General features: G+C 60.8%; 13 protein-coding genes and 1 tRNA gene. 5 read left to right on the top strand and 9 right to left on the bottom strand.

Annotated features, from left to right (window positions below):
- Window positions 1-31: 31 nt before the first annotated feature.
- Complete coding sequence (locus tag AACZ26_RS10870; protein WP_339621488.1) at window positions 32-2,242, top strand: S9 family peptidase; 2,211 nt, start codon at window positions 32-34, stop codon at window positions 2,240-2,242.
- On the opposite strand, the gene AACZ26_RS10865 is transcribed toward AACZ26_RS10870, so the two are convergent.
- From AACZ26_RS10865 to nadE, 3 genes are read right to left on the bottom strand one after another with little or no spacing between them, the layout of a single operon-like run.
- Entirely contained in the window at window positions 2,239-3,753 is a 1,515-nt protein-coding gene (locus AACZ26_RS10865) for a hypothetical protein (protein ID WP_339621486.1), read from the bottom strand. The genes AACZ26_RS10870 and AACZ26_RS10865 overlap by 4 nt on opposite strands.
- Window positions 3,753-4,430, bottom strand: coding sequence for an ATP-binding cassette domain-containing protein (locus tag AACZ26_RS10860; protein ID WP_339621485.1), 678 nt, complete (start codon window positions 4,428-4,430; stop codon window positions 3,753-3,755). Before AACZ26_RS10860 ends, AACZ26_RS10865 begins: the two co-directional genes overlap by 1 nt.
- A 26-nt stretch (window positions 4,431-4,456) precedes the next feature.
- Entirely contained in the window at window positions 4,457-5,281 is an 825-nt protein-coding gene (gene nadE / locus AACZ26_RS10855) for an ammonia-dependent NAD(+) synthetase (protein ID WP_339621484.1), read from the bottom strand.
- Between the two features lie 112 nt (window positions 5,282-5,393).
- Between nadE and AACZ26_RS10850 the strand changes: the two genes are divergently transcribed.
- The gene (locus AACZ26_RS10850; protein WP_339621483.1) at window positions 5,394-5,657 is read left to right on the top strand and encodes a hypothetical protein; all 264 of its coding nucleotides are present in this window, start codon (window positions 5,394-5,396) and stop codon (window positions 5,655-5,657) included.
- 91 nt (window positions 5,658-5,748) lie between these two features.
- Complete coding sequence (locus tag AACZ26_RS10845) at window positions 5,749-7,590, top strand: threonine/serine exporter family protein (protein ID WP_339621482.1); 1,842 nt, start codon at window positions 5,749-5,751, stop codon at window positions 7,588-7,590.
- Window positions 7,591-7,608: 18 nt separating this feature from the next.
- Here the strand turns inward: AACZ26_RS10845 and AACZ26_RS10840 are convergent, their stop codons facing one another.
- The 4 genes from AACZ26_RS10840 to AACZ26_RS10825 form a co-directional block, all read right to left on the bottom strand.
- Window positions 7,609-8,004 (bottom strand): VOC family protein, encoded by a 396-nt coding sequence (locus tag AACZ26_RS10840; RefSeq protein ID WP_339621481.1) that lies wholly within the window; start codon window positions 8,002-8,004, stop codon window positions 7,609-7,611.
- Window positions 8,005-8,171: 167 nt separating this feature from the next.
- Window positions 8,172-8,248 (bottom strand) — tRNA-Met (locus tag AACZ26_RS10835).
- Between the two features lie 89 nt (window positions 8,249-8,337).
- The gene (locus AACZ26_RS10830) at window positions 8,338-11,223 is read right to left on the bottom strand and encodes a UPF0182 family protein (protein ID WP_339621480.1); all 2,886 of its coding nucleotides are present in this window, start codon (window positions 11,221-11,223) and stop codon (window positions 8,338-8,340) included.
- 86 nt (window positions 11,224-11,309) lie between these two features.
- On the bottom strand, window positions 11,310-12,437 hold the full coding sequence (locus AACZ26_RS10825; RefSeq protein ID WP_339621479.1) for a S16 family serine protease: 1,128 nt from the start codon (window positions 12,435-12,437) through the stop codon (window positions 11,310-11,312).
- A gap of 109 nt (window positions 12,438-12,546) precedes the next feature.
- Here AACZ26_RS10825 and AACZ26_RS10820 point away from each other — a divergent pair, with 109 nt between their 5' ends.
- A complete protein-coding gene (locus AACZ26_RS10820) occupies window positions 12,547-13,890 on the top strand; it encodes a zinc-dependent metalloprotease (RefSeq protein ID WP_339621477.1) in 1,344 nt (447 codons plus the stop codon).
- Between the two features lie 113 nt (window positions 13,891-14,003).
- A complete protein-coding gene (locus AACZ26_RS10815; protein ID WP_339621474.1) occupies window positions 14,004-14,894 on the top strand; it encodes a TOMM precursor leader peptide-binding protein in 891 nt (296 codons plus the stop codon).
- Here AACZ26_RS10815 and AACZ26_RS10810 read toward each other — a convergent pair.
- Both AACZ26_RS10810 and nudC read right to left on the bottom strand, forming a co-directional pair.
- Entirely contained in the window at window positions 14,812-16,506 is a 1,695-nt protein-coding gene (locus AACZ26_RS10810; protein ID WP_339621472.1) for an ATP-dependent helicase, read from the bottom strand. The genes AACZ26_RS10815 and AACZ26_RS10810 overlap by 83 nt on opposite strands.
- Window positions 16,503-17,429 (bottom strand): NAD(+) diphosphatase, encoded by a 927-nt coding sequence (gene nudC / locus AACZ26_RS10805; RefSeq protein ID WP_339621470.1) that lies wholly within the window; start codon window positions 17,427-17,429, stop codon window positions 16,503-16,505. The genes AACZ26_RS10810 and nudC overlap by 4 nt, the downstream gene beginning before the upstream one ends.
- Window positions 17,430-17,453 lie beyond the last annotated feature (24 nt).

The raw sequence follows: 17,453 nt of genomic DNA, 5'->3' as shown, positions 1-17,453 counted from the left end.
GCTCCCCAGCAATCCGGCCTACGCTGAAGGTATGCTCACCCCACCTGAAGCCGCGAAAATTGCCACAGAACGCGTTCACCATGGCGACCATTACGTCGACAATTACGAGTGGATGCGCGACAAGGAGAGCCCCGATACCCTCGCGCACCTCCACGCCGAGAATGCCTTCACTGCGGCACGCACCAGTCACCTCAGTGTGCTGCAGGAGCAGATCTTTGAAGAGATCAAGTCGCGCACTCAAGAGACCGATCTGAGTGTGCCTGTTCGCCGCGGCCAGTGGTGGTATTTCAGTCGCACCGAAGAGGGTAAGCAGTACCCCATTCACTGCCGGGCACCGATCGCCGACGCCGACGATTGGACTCCCCCGACGATCGTCGAGCCTGCTGCCGGTGACACGGGAACGGATGCTGCGCTCACGCCCGCAACGCTCCCCGGCGAACAAATTCTTCTCGACGACAACGTCGAGGCCGAGGGTCACGACTTCTTCAGTCTTGGCTCCTTCTCGCTCAGTGACGATGGCACCTTGCTGCTTTACGGCGTCGACGTCGAAGGCGACGAACGATACACGCTGCGTGTGCGTCAGGTCGGCGGCTCCCCTGCCGGTAGCGCCGGCGCTAGTGCAAGCGAGGCCGACACCGTCGTTCGTTTCAGCGCTGCCGATGACCTTGCTGACGAGATTCCGGGCACCGCGAGCGGCGCGCTTCTGGATGCCACAGGCAAGTACATCTTCTATACGACGGTCGATGATGCGTGGCGGCCCGATACCGTCTGGCGCTACGAACTGGGCACCGCTGCGGCATCCGCAGTTCAGGTTTTTCATGAACCTGACGAGAGCTTCTGGGTGGGCGTCGGCCGTTCACGCAGTGGTAAATACTTGGCGATCGAGGCCGGTTCGCGGCTCACGAGCGAGACGCGCTTGCTCGACACGAGCGACCCGACGGGTGATTTTGAGGTTGTCTGGCCGCGCGAAGTCGGAGTCGAGTATGACGTCGAGCACGTTGTCGTCGGCACGCAAGACCGCCTCCTGATCGTGCACAACAAGGATGCGATCAACTTCGAGCTCGTGAGCGTTGCAGCGGCGGAGCCCCTCGGCGAGCGCCGCGTGATTCTTCCGCACAATGAAGCCGTACGCCTCGAGGGCGTGGATGCCTTCAAGGATTTCGTCGCGATCGAATACCGTCGCGAGGGACTCACGCGAGTGGCGATTGCGATCGTTCCCAAGCATGGCGGCCGCTACGAAGACATTCCGCACGAACTGAAGTTTGACGACGAACTCTTCACCGTCGGGCTCAGCTCCAACCCCGAGTGGAACCAGCCGAGCATCCGCCTCAGCTATGGCAGTTTCGTGACGCCAACGATCGTCTACGACTACCTCGTGGATGACAACGAACTTGTCGTGCGCAAACAGCAGCCGGTGCTTGGCCGCTTTGATCCCGCGCTGTACACGCAGCGTCGGGAGTGGGCCACCGCATCCGATGGAACGCGCGTGCCGATTTCGCTCGTCTACCGCAACGACCTCGTGGCACCAGGCACCCCGGCTCCGACGGTGCTCTATGGCTATGGCTCCTATGAGATCAGCATCGACCCGAGCTTCACTGTCGGCCGTCTGAGCCTGCTCGACCGCGGCATGGTGTTCGCGGTCGCCCACGTGCGTGGCGGTGGGGAGCTTGGCCGAACCTGGTACGAGGGCGGCAAGAAGCTCCACAAGCGCAACACGTTTACCGATTTTGTCGCGTGTGCGCGTCACCTCATCGACATCGATGTCACGTCAAGCGATCGTCTCGTTGCGGAGGGCGGGAGTGCTGGCGGTCTGCTCATGGGCGCCGTGGCGAATCTGGCCCCACAACTGTTCTCGGGCATCCTCGCGGTCGTGCCGTTTGTCGACCCACTCACGTCAATCCTCGACCCGTCGCTGCCGTTGACGGTCATCGAGTGGGATGAGTGGGGTGACCCGCTCCACAACGAGGAGGTGTACCACTACATGAAGTCGTACTCTCCGCTCGAGAATGTGCACGACGTGCACTACCCCCGCATTCTTGCGGTGACTTCGCTCAACGACACCCGCGTGCTTTATGTTGAGCCAGCCAAGTGGGTTGCCCGGCTGCGCGAGGTGGGGGCGGATGCTCTACTCAAGACCGAGATGGCGGCAGGTCACGGCGGCGTCTCCGGTCGCTATGACGCGTGGCGCGAACGAGCCTTCAACTACGCGTGGATGGTGGATGTGACGCGGGTCTCGCTTTAGCGTGCGTGCTGGAGGTTTCTGCGGGCCATAACCAGTGCGGCTGCGCCCGCTCCCACGAGAACGAGCACCAGTAGCGGCAGGCTCAGCCACTCGGCCGTGACGATCACGCTCACCGTTGCCGTCACGAGAAGGGCGTCGGCCTGCCAGAAAGCGACAACGAGCCCGGAGAAATCCCCCACCGGAGTGGGAATCGGAGTGAGCAGCGCCAGCGGCATCCGCCCCTTGGTTGCGCTCATGATTCGGATGGCAATGACGAACAGAGCAAACACAATCGACATGCTCACGCTCGCCGCTGTGGCTCCCACCGCGAGCGCGGCTGTGGCTCCCGCCCCGACAAACACGATCACCCCCACGATCGGCAGCAGCGAATGGAGCGCAAACTGTTTCGCGATCGCAAAGCCATAAAGCGGAAGCTCATGAACGGTCTCGGCAGCGTGGCGAAACCCATCGCTCCAGACTCCCAGCGCGAGAAAGGCAACAGTGGCCCCGAACACCGCGGTGATCCACGCTAGCGCCGGGGGAACTACGCTGACGCTCGCGAGCGCGAAGCCCGCCACAACGAGCGCGAGTGCCGCCGTGATCGGCCGCTCGGGGCTCCGCAGCGACCCCACGAGGTCACGCACCAGGATCAGCACGGCAAGAGGGGCATTCCGCACCGCGAACCAGCCGCGCCCACCAGTGGGAAGCGCTCGAAGCTCAGCAAGACCGCCAGCCACATCGGCGGTTGCCGCAAACGTCGTTGCGTTGCTCCACCGGCGGGCCTGAACTCTCAACTCGCCACCACGGATGTTGTCCAGCAGGGGCGGCACCGCACAACCAGCAATCGCCACGAGCACGACCAAGGGAACCAGAGCGAGCGCCGACGGAGGAGTATCGCCAGGGTAGAGCAGCGCAACCCAGCCCCAGGGCAGTGCCGCGAGTGCTCCCGGAATGACGGCAGCGAGAAGCGCCGTGACCGCGATCGCCGCGGCAACCCAGCGCGACGAGCGGGGCAGCACGCTTTGGCCCAGCAGCCACCCCACCGAAGCGAGGATGCCTAGGAGCACTGCGCCAACTACGAAGACGACAGCGGTGGATGCTGTCGCAATGCCAGCGACAGCCAACGCCGAAACGGCGACGACTGCACTCAGCATGCACGTGAGCACCAGCACCGCCGCCGAACGAAGGAACGTACGGCGCAGCGTCTGTCGCCGAGGCAGATGATTGCTCGCCACCACCTCAGCGGCAAAGGCATCCACAAGTGCTGGTCCGCGGATCCGACCGAGAAGAACCAGTGCGGCACACGATGAGCCCGCTATCGCCGCCAGAATCTGCGGCGCGATTGGGCTCGTGAGAACCGCTACCCCCTCAGCTGACGAAAGCTCCACCACGAGCATCCGGAATACCGGAATGCCCACGATCAGTAGCAACATGATGACGCTGTACACCGTGTACCGCGAGTTGCTTCCGCTGCCCCGCTGGCGTTCGCGGCGCAATCGCCGCAAGCGGCTCAGTGTGGGATCAGTTGCCACTACGACCGCTTCACCGCAACAGTCCTGTCGCTCACAGCATCCACCAACGTGGTGTTGTGCGAAGCAAACACGAGTGTTTTTCCGTCGTTGACGACAGCTCGCAAGATTTCTGCGACCTGAGCCCGGCGTTCCTTGTCGAGCCGCTGCTCCGGCTCATCAAGCAACAACACCTCGAACGGGCGGGCAAGAGCGAGTGCCAGTGAAAACATCTGCGTCTGCCCCGAGGAGAGTTCGTGCGAAAATCTGGTTCGAAGGCGAAGCAGACCGAACTTGTCAAGAAGAACCTCTGCTGCGGAGCGGGCAGCGTCAACCTCCGACCCCCACGACACCGCGACCATCGTGAGTTGCTCCTCAAGAGTCAGATCCCGTGCGAATGATGCAAGGCCGATGTGACCGGCGATGAGTCTGCGAAAAGCTGGGCTGCGTTCATCCGCCGGTAGCCCACCCACTCGGACACTTCCCGAGGTAGGCACGATCAATCCAGCGACCGCCCGCAACAGAGTCGTTTTACCTGCGCCGTTAGCGCCAGTGATAGCAGCCGCTGTGCCCGCGTCGAGCGCGAACGAGAGAGGTTCGAGCAACGAAACACTGTCTACCTGCACCGCGAGAGAGTCAACCTCGACGGCGACAGCACTACCGCTCGCTACAGCGTCCGTGCCGTGGTGAGATTTCCCCATGAAACCAATTCTACTGAGCGCTCTCGCTACTCGGTCCACCACTCGTCGTACATCGAGACCGGCACAGTGCGCTTGTGGCGCGTGTTGAGGTACTTCGTCTCGATCTCTACCGCAACCTCGGCGGGCACGTCGCGGCCTTCAAGGTAGTCATCAATGTGCTCGTACGTGACGCCGAGGTTCGCTTCATCAGCTTGACCAGGAGTGTGGTCGAGCAGGTCAGCGGTCGGCACCTTCTCGTAGAGCCGCTCGGGAGCGTTGAGGTGCCTGAGCAATTGCTTGCCCTGACGCTTCGTGAGCGCAGTGAGAGGCAAGACATCAGCACCGCCATCGCCAAATTTCGTGAAGAAGCCAGTGACGGCTTCTGCTGCATGGTCGGTACCGACCACGAGGTAGCCGAGCTGCCCCGCGATCGCATACTGCGCCACCATGCGAGCGCGAGCTTTCACGTTGCCCTTGTTGAAGTCCGTGATCGGCTCGCCCAGAGCATCCGCGAATTCAGCAGCAATGCCGTCGACAGCCCGCTGGATGTTGAAGGTCACCTCGCGGTCAGCCTCAATAAAGTCGAGCGCTAATTGCGCATCATCCTCGTCGCGCTGCACCCCGTGCGGGAGCCGGACGGCCACAAACTGCGCCTCGGCGCCCTCCGCCCGCAGTTCAGCAACCGCGAGTTGACAGAGTCGCCCGGCGAGCGACGAGTCTTGCCCACCGCTGATGCCCAATACGAGACCCTTGGCGTGCGATGCCTTGAGGTACTCCTTGAGAAAGTCGATGCGCATGCGAATCTGCTCAGCAGCATCGATCGAGGGTTGGGTGTTCAAATCGTAGATGATGCGCGCCTGCAACGGAGTCATAGGTTAAATCTAACCCCGTGGTGCGCTATTAGGATTGTTCACTTTTGCTGCGCCGTGAACTCTCGGCGGGTTAGCCTGAAACTGTTACGCCCACGAAACACAGGAGCCTCGGATGATCGACCAACTACTTCGCCCCAAGATCGCGTTCTGGACGGGCGCAGGCTTGACTATCGCCAGCTTCGTTGTGTTCAACTTTCTAGTTCCGCCCCTCTACGGTGCTGTACAGTCGGTCAACTTTCCGATGGCCCAGCAGTTCGTAGGCCTTCTTGTAAGTGGGTTTGAATCTCTGGGACAGCTCGCTCGCCTCTTCGGTCCCGTACTGGTGGTCGGTGCACTGGTGATGCTGAAGATCGAGCGATCCTCCGCACACCGCTGATCAGCGACTCGCCCGCGTTATTCGCCGTCTCAGCGTATTCCGCGTACGTTTTCCTACAGAGAGGGTTCGACGACAGAGAGGCCGGCCGACGATGGAACAGGGTTTTCGCCGTCTGCGCTTGCGTCTCAGCTTGAGAATCCTTGTCGCGCTCGCGCTCGCGCTCGTGGGGGCCTGCAGCCTCGTTGACTACTCGACTCTCACCATTACGACCGCACTCCCTGCCGCCGCGCATTCAGTGTCAGTGGCCGCAACAGTCGGCGTTCCTGCCGCGCCCGGCGATGAAACGCCGGCACCAAGTCCCACACCAACGTTCGACCCGACGCCGAGCCCGACGCCGACTGTCGACCCCACACTTACTCCCAGTCCGAGCCCAACGCCCACATCATCCCCGACGGCAGACCCGGTTCCCACTGAAACCCCCACTCCGGTCGAAACTCCCGTCGAACCTGATAACGGCGAAGTCACACCGCTGCCGCCCGTGCCACCCAGTATCGCGACGTCGAACACCTCACTCACGTCGCTGCTCATCGCCATAGGGGTGCTCGTGGGCAGCATCCTCGTCCTGTGGCTTGTGTTGAGGCGACGCCCCAACGGCGTCACGGCCGCCAATGGCTCCCGAGCGGCCACGTCGACTGTGGGCACGCGGTCGCAGCCGGCCGCAGCCGTTCTCGATTCTCTGGCCGAGGTCGGCGAGGCAATGATTGACAGCGGCTACCCCGTGAGTATGGTGCGGTCAACAGTGCAGGATATGGCCGCCGCCAACGGCTATCCCTCTGCCTCCGTGGTGGTGTTCCCAACCGCACTTTTCGTCTCTCTCACGGATGACGAACACACCGTCACTCGGGCGGTCTCCGCCGGCGGCCAATCGTATTTGCTGCATCAAATGGATGTTCTTGATCGCGTGACCACGGTGGGTCGCCTCCGCTCTGGCTCAAGCGCGTGGGTGTCACGTCAGATGGCAAAGATGCGTGAGCTGGCACCGCCATTCTCAAGCGTGCAGCGCGTGCTTGCCTATGGACTCACCTCAGGGGCGATTTCTGTACTCCTCGGATCATCCTGGTTGGGAACGCTCATCGCTGCGTTACTCGGCTTGGGCGTGGGAACGCTGCTCCTGCTCGGCGAACGGCTGCCAGCGAGTTTCAGCGCATTGCTGATTGTGGGCGCCGCGCTCGGTTCATCACTTATCTTCTTGCTCGCCGCTCGAGTCGCCGAAGACCCCGGAATTCTCCCCGCGCTGATCGCTCCCTTGGTGATCTTGCTGCCTGGTGGGCTCCTCACGACCGCAGTGATCGAACTTGCGACGGGCGACATCATGTCGGGTTCGGCCCGAGCAGCAGCGGGCGCAATGCGACTGCTCTTGCTTGGTGTGGGAATCGTTTCGGCCGGCGCGCTCATCGGCGTCCCTTCGATTTCACTCGACATGGCCAACACTCCCCTCGGCTCAATCGCGCCGTGGATCGCGGTCGCCGTCTTCGGGGTGGGAATAACGATCTACCAGTGCGCCCGCCTGGCCTCCATCCCCTGGATCTTGCTCGTGCTCTATGTTGCTTACGGCGCTCAAGTCATCGGCGATGTGCTGTTTGGCGGAGTGCTCTCTGCTCTTATCGGTGCGATCGCGATGACCCCGGTCGCGGTGCTCGTCTCTCGACACCGCACAGGGCCACCCGCCATTGTGAGTTTTCTGCCCGCCTTCTGGCTTCTCGTCCCGGGCGGTCTCGGTCTCGTCGGAGTGACCGAGCTGCTCGCTGGCACGGGCGACATCGGCACGATCGTTACGATGGTCGGAACGATGCTCGCGATTGCACTAGGCGTCTTGATCGGACTAGCGGTGTCGCGCGCACTGCGCGACAGTCGCCTTCCCAGTTTGTTCAGCTTTCTTGAGCCAGTTCCCGAAGCAGAGCGCGAGACACGGCCTCTCCCCACAGAGAAGTAGCCACAACAGTGCGATTCGTTACACGTCAAGCTCCTGCGCGAGTTCCCACGGCACACCCGAGGGATCAAGAAACACTGCGGTTCTGCGCCCCCACGGGCGATCAATAGGGCCGTTGACGAGCGTGACTTCTCGCTCTGCTAACGCCACACAAACGGCATCCACATCCGTCACATTAATCGTGAGCATTACGGATGCCCCGCCGCCCGACTTCGCAACGGGAGCGGGGTTCAACAGCTCGGGGGCTTCGCTTCGCGCCAGCACATTGATGACGATGGTGCCAATGCGCAGCGCCACTGAAACGTCGTCCTCAAAGAGAACTGAGGCGTTAAAGATGGAGATGTAGAAACTGCGGGAGGCAGCAACGTCATTCGAAAAGATAGTGATCGCTTCAACGTTATTGAGAGCAGAAATCATGGGGCCTCCGACGTTCAGGGCTGCGCCGAAGCTAGCGCCGACACACGCGTGACTTCAGTATTCACCCGGCAAAACGCTGGCGCAATACTCGTCACACGGTGGCTGCCTCCGAGGGCACCGCTTAACGCAAGAATCCCGGCCTCTTTCGAGACCGGGATTCTTTTACGTGGTTGCGGGGACAGGATTTGAACCTGCGACCTCTGGGTTATGAGCCCAGCGAGCTACCGAACTGCTCCACCCCGCGGCGTGCTTAAAGACTAACACAGGGTGAACGGCGCAAAAACCGAACTCAGCGGGCTCACAGTGTGCTGCGGCCCGCTGAGTCAGAGTTTGTTATTCGGTTGCGGCGATTGCTCGTTCGATTGCGGCGACCATTGCCTTGTCAGCTTCTGCTGCGGCAACGAGGTCGTTGGCTGCGTACGCAGCGTTGCGATCGGCGAGAGCCGCCTTGTAGTCGGCGAGAGCCTTGTCGAGCGCGGCGTTGTCACCTGGCGTGCCGGGATCAACCGGAGCTTCCGGGTCTACGGGTGCCTCAGGATCGACAGGAACTTCGGGATCGACGGGAACTTCGCCGTCACCCGCCTCTGCACCAGAGTCACCGCCGAACAGCGAGTCGAGCGCCTGATCGAGGGTGTCCTCGAAGGCAATCTCGTCACCGAACGACACGAGCACCTTACGCAAGAGCGGATACTGAGTTCCGCTTGTGGACTGAACATACACAGGCTGCACGTAAAGCAGTCCGCCACCGACAGGGAGCGTCAGCAAGTTACCGAGTTTCACTTCGGTATCACCGCGCTGCAAGAGCGCGAGCTGGTTAGCCACAATCGTGTCGGTATTGAAGCTGTTCTGCACCTGTCCAGGACCGGGCACAGTATCTTGCTTCGGCAGGTTCAACAGCGTGAGCTTGCCGTAGTCAGGACCAGCATCCGAGTTTGCCGTCAAATAACCGGTGAGAACGCTTCGACTGGCGTCAGCCGTTCCCTTCGGAATGAATGTCGAGTACAGCGTGAATGCGGGGTCATCCGTTCCGGGAACCTGCATCGTGAGGTAGTACGGCGGCTGCGTCGCACCGGTGGTTGATACCGGGTCTTCCGGGCTTACCCACTGGTCATCGCTTGAGTAGAACGAGCCAGCATCCGTCACGTGGTACGAACCGAGGATCTCGCGCTGCATCTTGAAGAGATCTGCGGGGTACCGCACGTGATCCAGCAGTTCGACACTCATGTCGTCTTGCGGAAGCAGCGTGTTGGGGAAGATCTTGTTCCACGTCTGCAGAACTGGGTCTGCGTCATCCCACGCGTACAGCTTCACCGAACCGTCATAGGCATCAACGGTCGCCTTGACCGAGTTGCGGATGTAGTTGATGTCGTCGAGCGCAAACTGTGGCGCTGGCGTGTACGTGTCGGCAATCGCGCTCGAGAGCTGCTCGACCTGCGAGTACGGGTAGTTAGCTCCCGTGGTGTAGCCGTCAACGATCCAGACGATGCGACCATCGACGATGGCGGGGTACACGTCGCTATCAACCTTCAGATACGGTGCCACTTTCTGCACACGCTCAAGAGGTTCGCGGTCGTAGAGAATCTGCGACTCGTCCGTCACATCAGACGACAAGAAGATCTGTTCAGACTGGAACTTGATCGCGTAAACAAGCTTCTTGAAGATGTTGTCCAAGGCCGGACCACCGTCTCCCGAGAAGGTTGTCGTGGCGTTTTGGTCGCTATCTTCTCCACCGGACGGGTAGTCAAGCTCGATATCGGGCGATCCCTCAGGAGCTCCAACGATCGAGTATTCCGGTGACTTCTCACCGAAGTACACGCGAGGTTCGAAGTCGCCAAGCTCTCCCGTGCTGGGGATACCGGACTGCAGGAACACCGGCTGTCCGTCAGCAGCGCGCTGGTTACCAAACGCGGCAACGACGCCATAGCCGTGAGTGTAGACAACGGTGTTGTTGTACCAGGACTGTGATTCGCCCAGTCCAGACTGGTTCAGCTCACGAACCGCGATAACGGTGTCTTGAGTTTGGCCATCGATCTCATAACGGTCAACATCGAGGTGGCTATCAAATTGGTAGTACTGCTTGAACTGCTCAAGCTGCGCGAACGCTTGAGGCGCGATAGCTGGGTCAAGGATGCGGATATTAGCCGTGGTCGTTGCGTCTTCGCGAAGCGCACCAGACTCGGCATCGGTCGTCGCGCTGTACGGAATCTCTTCGACATCAGCGACGCCATAGGCGTCTCGGGTCGCTTCAATACTTCGATCGATATACGCAGATTCGTACGTACGCGCGTTGGGGTCTACTTGGAAGCGCTGAACGATCCACGGGTAGAGATTTCCCACCACGAGACCGCTGATGAGCAGCAGGGCCGTGCCGATCATGGGCAGACGCCAGCGACCGATGATCGCGGTCACGATGAAGAGGATGGCAACGATCGCGGCGATACCGGCAAGAATCGCTCGCCCGGGAATTGTCGCGTTCGCTTCGGTGTAACTTGCACCGGTCTGCAAGAATCCTTGACTCGCGGAGTACAACGTCGTGTACTGGTCGAGCCAAATGCTGAGCGCCTGAAGGGCGAAGAAGAGACCGGCCGTGACCGCGAGTTGCACGCGGGCGGAACGAGAAATACGAACTTCGCGGCCATGAACGCTGAGCGCACCGTAGAGGTAGCTGGTAGCCAAAGCACCGATGAACGAAATGATCAAAACAGCCGACGCAAAGCCGACAATCGCGTGATACATCGGGAGTTCATAGAAGTAGAACGAGATGTCTAAACCGAACTGAGGATCGGTCTTGCCGAACGAGCTGCGGTTGAGCCATTGAAGGGCAACGGGCCATGCGCTCGCAGACGAGACACCGCCGAAGACGCCAAGCAGGATCGGGATGCCGACCATAGCGAGCTTACGAAGAGGCTCAACAACCTGCTGATACCCCTCCAATTGCGCGTTGAGTTTTGCGTAGATGGGACGCGCACGGAATGCGACGAGGAGGCTGACGCCTACTGGTACTGCCATGGCAACAAAGCCAATGGCGAACATTACGGCGGTTGCAATCCACTGAGTGGTGAGAACCTCCAGATAGCCGGTCTGGCTGAACCAGAGAACATCGGCGTAGAGGCTCGAGAACAAGAAGAATGCGATAACAATGACGGCAAGAATTATTGCCGTGATCGTAAACGCAGACCTCGTTTTGCTCTTCGGGGCTGGTTGGGTTTGGCTCGACACAGTACTTCGCTCCTGAAATTGGGGGCCTAGAGGTATCTTAAAGGTCTTTCATGGGCGTTGGGCTGGAGATCGCTCTCAGCGTGACTCTATTCAGCCGACGCCGATTGGTCACTGCACGAGGGAAGCCCTGCTCCGCTGAGGCCGCCGCGAATACTGGCCAGTGCGACGAGCGCGTCATTGAGGTTGTCGATTGCGTACACCGTGAGGCCCTTAGGGGTGTTGCCCACAACTTCATCGCAGTTCTCGACCGGCGCAAAGAAGAAGTCAGCACCTGCATCCTTGGCACCATACATTTTTTGCTGGATGCCGCCGATGGGGCCGACATCGCCCGTCGCGCTGATCGTGCCGGTGCCTGCGACTTCTTGGCCGCCGTTAATGGCGCCGGGAGTGAGCTTGTCGATGATTCCGAGCGCGAACATCATCCCGGCGCTGGGACCGCCGACGTTCTCCAGCTGAATCTTCACATCAACCGGGAAATTGTATTCGCTGCCAACAACGACGCCGATGATCGCGATCGCGTCGTCGCCCTCGCTCAACACGGGCGTGATCTCTGCGCTTAGCTCTTCGCCGTCGCGCTCATAGACGACGTCGGCAGGCGTGCTGGTTCCGTTGGCCGCGATGGTGTCGCGAAGTCCGGCAACATCCGCAAATTCTTCACCGTTCACGGTGAGGACAATATCGCCCGCTTGAAGCACGCCGTCTGAAGGGCCACCATCGGTGGTCTCTGCGACGGTTAGCGTGGCGTCGAACTCGTAGTCCAAGTTGGAGAGCGCCGCGGCGATAGCCTCTTGCTGCGAGGTCTCCATCTGAACGCGACCGGCCTCGGTCGATTCTTCAACAGTGACTCCGACGGGATACACGGCTTCGACAGGCACGATCGCTCGACTGCGGTCGAAGTAGGCGGCGCCGATTTCAAACCAACTCAACGGAGAATCAGGGTTACCCCTCACGTTGACTGTCAACATATCGAGCGCTCCCTCGGTGGGATACGTCGTCTCGACCGGAATTTGAATGAGCGGCACGAGTGCACCCTCGATCTCAACGTCACCCAAAGTGTCGTAGACCGGGCCCGGCTGCTCGATAATGTACGGCGAAGGGACCAGGGTCGCGAGTAAGGTGCCGACCAGCGCAACGCTAAGAATGAACCATCCCAGCCAGCCGCTTCGGGCGCGACGAGATGACGGTTCGGGTCGATTATCAGTAAACAGAGCCACCTAGATCCTTACGGGGTGGGGAGCGGTGTTCGCCACAGGCGCACGGTAAGACTCACTAGCCTAGGTCAAAACTCAGCCGCGCACGGCATCGAGCGGCTAGCGTTAAACCATGGCTGACGATGCTGAGAACAATTCCGAAGACGAGTTCCGCGACATGATGCGGGAGTTCCTGTCGGGCGATGGCGAAATCGATCCCGCAAAGCTGGCGGGTGCTGCGGGGTTGCCGAACGACCCGGCAATGATCCAACAACTGCTCAACCAGCTTCAGAATGCCCTCGGAAAATCTGGCGATGGAATCAATTGGGATATCGCGCTTGAGCAAGCCAAGAACCTGGCCTCGCAGAGTACGGTCGTTTCGCTGCCGGAGGAGCGCGCCAAGCTTGAGCAGGCATTGCACGTCGCCGCACTGTGGCTTAACGAAGTCACCGACATCTCGGAGCTGACCGTGGAACCTAAGCTGCTTAGTCGCAGCGAGTGGGTCACGATCACGATGCCCATCTGGACTCAGCTTGCTGAGCCCGTTGCCAACTCAATCGCTGACTCCCTGACCGACGTGCTCAAGCAGAATGCGCCAGAAGAGATGAGCGAGATGCTCGGCGGCGCGAGCAAGATGATGCGCAATATCGGTGGCACCCTGTTTGCGATGCAACTCGGCCAGGTTGTCGGTCAGTTGTCGAGCGAAGTGGTCTCCGGCGGCGACATCGGCATCCCTCTCTTTGATGAGCAGCAGGCCGCTCTTGTGCCCCAAAGCGTCTTCGCTTTCGGCAACGGACTCGACCTACCCGACGAAGAGATTCACCTCTATTTGGCGGTGCGCGAGCTCGCCCACGCCCGACTCTTCCGGCACGCAAAGTGGCTTCGCCTTCAGTTCATGACCTCGGTTACGGCGTATGCCCACGACATCCACATTGATTCGGATGCGATCGCCGAGCTTGCAAGCGACTTCGACCCCAATAATCCTGAAGAGCTTCGCGATGCCATGACCAACGGCTCGCTCATTCCGCCGAAGAGTGAAGAACAGCGTGAAGCACTTGAGCGACTTGAAACTGTTCTCGCGCTCGTCGAAGGCTGGGTGGATGTCGTAACTGCCGCTGCCACTTCACGCCTGCCTGCCCGCAGCGCAATCGCTGAGACCGTGCGACGCCGTCGGGCATCCGGGGGTCCGGCAGAGTCTGCTTTTGCTACTCTCGTTGGCCTCGAACTCCGCCCGCGTCGACTTCGCGAAGCTGCCGCCATGTGGCAACACGTGACCGATGAGCTTGGCGCGGAGCAACGTGACTCACTGTGGTCGCACCCCGATCTCATGCCTACCGCCGCAGACATCGATGACCCTGCCGCTCTCGTGGCGCGGTTGCGCGACGGCGGAAGCACTCCAGATGACATCGATCAAGCGATCAACGCTCTTCTGAATGACGAATCGGGTGACCGCCCCCACGAGGGCGACAACTCTTAGAATCAGGTTTCGCACTGCGGCCGTATTGCCGCGTGACGTTCGTCGCTGATCGTTCATTTTCTTGCTGTGGACGCTTCACGCTGGCGAGCCTGCCGGTTGTGCACAATGGGCACATGATCTTGCGAGTAGACCCCCGACTACCGCTCGTGTGGCGATCCCCCACCAGCGCCCAAATTGGCATTGACCCGCCTGCCGTCGTTATTCCGCACGTGACTGAAGCACAAGAGAAAGTTCTTGCGGCGCTGGTTGCCGGCATTAGTCGCAGCGGATTAGAGATGCTGGCCGCAACCCACCCTCACGAATCCAACGAACTTATCGACGCCCTATCGCGAGTTCTCGTGGCCACTCCCCCGCAAGCGCCGAGTGCTCACGTCGCTGTGCTGGGCTCTGGCGTTCTTGTCGAATCGATAGCGCGCATTTTGGCTGCTAGTGGCGTGACCGTTGAGACCGCAGCGACACCACACGAACTCAGCACCCCTGACCCTGATCTCGCAATTCTCGTGGGACATTTTGTGATCCCTCCGTCGGTGCACTCGCACTGGTTGCGCCGCGACATCCCGCATCTGCCGGTGGTGGTGTCAGATTCTGCTGCCGAAGTGGGCCCAGTGGTAACTCCGGGAGTCACCGGATGCCTCCTCTGCATCGACCTTCAGCGGCGCGATGCCGATCCCTCGTGGCCTGCAATTGCGACCCAACTCATGGGGCGAACATCGCTGGCCGAAACCCCGGCGCTCGTTGCTGAGGCCGCAGCTGAAACCAGCAGAATGGCGCTGCATCGCCTCGGTCGCGTCGGGTACACCGTGTTCGATCAGACCCCCGCTGACGCCACGTCGTCAGTTCGGATCGATTACGCCACGGGGCGTCGCGATGAGAGCCTGCGATTCCGGCATCCGGAGTGCGGTTGCCACCAAGTCAGCAACGTTACAAGCGTTGGTTCCGGTCCCGAACATCGTCCAGGAAGCGACTGGGGGCGCGGCGCGCACCCCGGCCTGTTTGTGCACTAGCCGACCACGACATCCCGAGTGATCGACGCGCGCGAGTGATTCCCACGTAGAGAAGACGGCGCTCTTCATCGATCGCTTCGGGAGTGCGCGCGTAGCTGATCGGAAGCAAGCCCTCGTTGAGACCGATGAGGTGCACGCACTCCCATTCGAGGCCTTTAGCGGAGTGGAGGGTCGCAAGGTTCACGGCCGATCGAAGCGGCTCGTTGTTGCTGCTCTGACGATCGACCAAGTCCGCAACGAATTCGCGTAGCGTGACCTCGGGGGAAGCCTCTTCGGCGAGCCGCATGATCACGTTGAGAGACTCCCACCGTTCGCGAACTGCCCCAGGAGTCTCCGGCGGGTCTTGAGACCAGCCGATAGAACGCAGAATGTCACTCACCGATTTGAAGAGCGGCTCAGTGGCGGTACTGATAGAAGCGCCCCGCAACAGCATGATCGCTTCTTTGACCTCGCGCTGATCAAAGAAACGGGTAGCGCCCCGCACAAGAAAGGGAACACCCGCGGCCGCGAGCGCTGCCTCGATAGGCTGCGACTGAGCATTAATTCGGTAGAGCACCGCGATCTCTTCAGGGCTGACCCCCGCCGCGATCTGTGCCGCGATGGCAGCGGCAATCGCGGTCGCTTCCTCGTTGTCATTGTCATAGCCGGTGACGTGCGGGGCATCTGAATGCTCGCTCGTCGCCGCTTGAAGAGTGAGTGCGCCCTTCTGGTTCGTCATCAGACGATTGGCGGCGTGCACAATCTCAGGCGTTGAACGGTAGTTGCGCTCAAGCCGCAGCACCGCGGCATTCTCGTGCTGGGAGGCGAAGCGCAGCAAGAAGTCAGGGCTAGCACCGGCGAATGAGTAGATCGTCTGGCTCACATCGCCAACAACACACAGATCATCACGGTCGCCAACCCACAGCCGCAGCAACTCGTGCTGCAGCGGAGAGACGTCCTGATACTCATCCACGACAAAGAAGCGATACTGCTCGCGCACCTGCTGAGCGATCCGCGGCTCTGCCTCGATCATTCCAGCGGCAGCCAAAAGCACGTCTTCGAAGTCGATCTGGCGCCGCGCATCCTTGATCGATTCGTATGCGGTCTGCAGCTCAACCATGCGATCGATAGTGAGAGCCGCGGGAGGAGTGCGGCCGGCATTGCCGTATTGCTCGACCGACATCCGCGACGTCTTTCGCCACTCAATCTCGGCGGCAACATCGCGCAGCGTAGCGGTATCGAGTTTCAGTTTGAGAGAGTCTGCCGCGTGGGCAATCATGCGCGCCTTGCCCTCGAGCAAACGGGGCATTGTTCCGCCGATTGTTTGCGGCCAGAACGCATTCAGTTGTGACAACGCAGACGCGTGGAAAGTGCGAGCAGCTACACCATCAGCCCCGAGCGCGCGGAGCCTCCCGCGCAATTCACCGGCAGCTCGATTGGTGAAGGTGAGCGCCATGACGCGGCCGGGAGGGTAAACCCCTGTTGCGACACCGTAAGCGATGCGATGAGTGATGGCGCGAGTCTTTCCGGTGCCCGCGCCGGCAAGCAAACAGACCGGGCCAAGCAGGGTTTCGGCAGCGTGCCTCTGCCCCTCGTCGAGTGCGTCGAGCAGTGCATTCGCCTCTAGCGTCACGGTTGTTCGTCAATCGGTTGGCCGTACCAGTGCTCGATGATCGCGCGAGCAATCGACGAGTGGCCTGGTAGTCGGATCTCATTCATAGCGCCCGCAAGTTCGTCGCGGCTGAACCAGCGCAGGTCGAGAATCTCGGTGCCGTCAGGGGTACCGAGCCCGGTGAATCCGGGAGCGACGGATGCCGTAAACCCGAGCATGAGCGACGCCGGGAACGGCCACGGCTGGCTACCCAAATACACCGGATCAACAACGGGAACCCCGGACTCTTCAAGAATCTCGCGCTGCACGGCGGACTCGAGCGACTCTCCCGGCTCGACAAAACCTGCGAGCAGCGAATAGCGGTTGGATTCCCAGAGCGCGTTCGATCCGAGCAACAGGCGGTCGTCGTTATCGGTCACGCCCACAATGATTGCAGGGTCGGTACGGGGAAAAACTTCAAGTTTGGACGCAACATCGCGACGCACCCATCCGGCTTTCTCCACGACAGTCGGCTCACCAGTGCGGGGCGAGAATAGGTGCGATGCGTGCCAGTTCAGAATGGCGAGTGCCTCGGTGAAGAGCCCCGCATCCCGATCGCTCAATTGTGTGGCGATGCTGCGTAAGTTTCCCCAGTTCGCTTCAGCAAAGTGGCCGGCATCTTCTAGCTCGACCGTCACGATAGGGGTGCCCACGGGCTCCGGGCTTGTGGTCGACAGAGAACGCCCCAAGTACACGCTCGTGTGGCCACGCTCAATAGCCTCCGGGTGAAGCAGGGCCAAAGAACCATCAGCAGCCAGCAGCGCAGACCCATTGAAGATGGGCAGCACGCGGGTCGCCGAATCGCGCCACAAGCGATCAAGAAGACGTGGATCTTCTCGAGCTAAGTGGTCACGATCCATCTCGTATCGCGACAATGGCAGTCGCGAAAGAAAAGACTGTGACATGTATCGACCCCGTCCCAAGTGCGT

The organism is uncultured Salinibacterium sp. (genome assembly GCF_963974405.1).
Lineage (GTDB): Bacteria > Actinomycetota > Actinomycetes > Actinomycetales > Microbacteriaceae > Rhodoglobus.
Note: the sequence above shows the minus strand (reverse complement) of the source record. Positions and strands in the feature narration are given on the sequence as shown.